1 pseudogene is annotated in these 648 nt (G+C 38.8%); it reads right to left on the bottom strand.

Annotated features, from left to right (window positions below):
• Positions 1–648, bottom strand: a pseudogene (locus AC1DVB_RS27820) (transposase); the annotation flags it as partial.

Here is a 648-nt window from a genome sequence, read left to right as displayed (position 1 = left end):
CGATAGCCCTCTTTATTTGTTGTTGAGTACTTTAAAGTTTCGCCTGAAGGGCAAAGGTAACAATCAAAATGTTCATCGTATACATAGTTCTGTTTGCGGAAAAATCCTTCTTTGGTGCGAGGACGTGTATAAGGTAAAGCGGGTATGATTTCTTTGTTAAATAGGTAGCTTGTAATCGCTGGTGTTTTATAAGCTGCATCTGCGGCAACGGCTTACGGTTTTCCAACTTTCTCAATCACTTKTTCAACTAGTGGYTCTAAGATCTGGACTGTCATGTGTATTTCCAGGTGTTACATTCATTCCCAATACAAAACCGTTGCGCTCTGAGGCCGCTTGGAATGAATAGGCAAACTGTTTTGTTCGTTCATCTTTCACATAGTAGCCACTCTCAGAATCCGTTRTACTTTCTTWAATCACTTTGGTCTCTTCTTTATCAAATTTATCTGGTGGAAAAGGCTTTTTTCCATGGTTTTCACGATCTTGATTGATTTCTTCTTGAAGACGTCCTTGATACGCTCGTGTTTCTTTACGAACGATTTTCTTTTCAAATTTCCGTTTATTCGCACTGGCTTTCACATGTGTGGAATCCACGAAAACGTGTTCAGCACTTATTAACTTTTTATTAGCAGCTGTCATTAAAATGCGATA

This window comes from Peribacillus sp. P4_D6 (assembly GCF_056401795.1).
The sequence above is the reverse complement of the archived record's forward strand: the minus strand, read 5'-3'. Positions and strand labels throughout refer to the sequence as shown.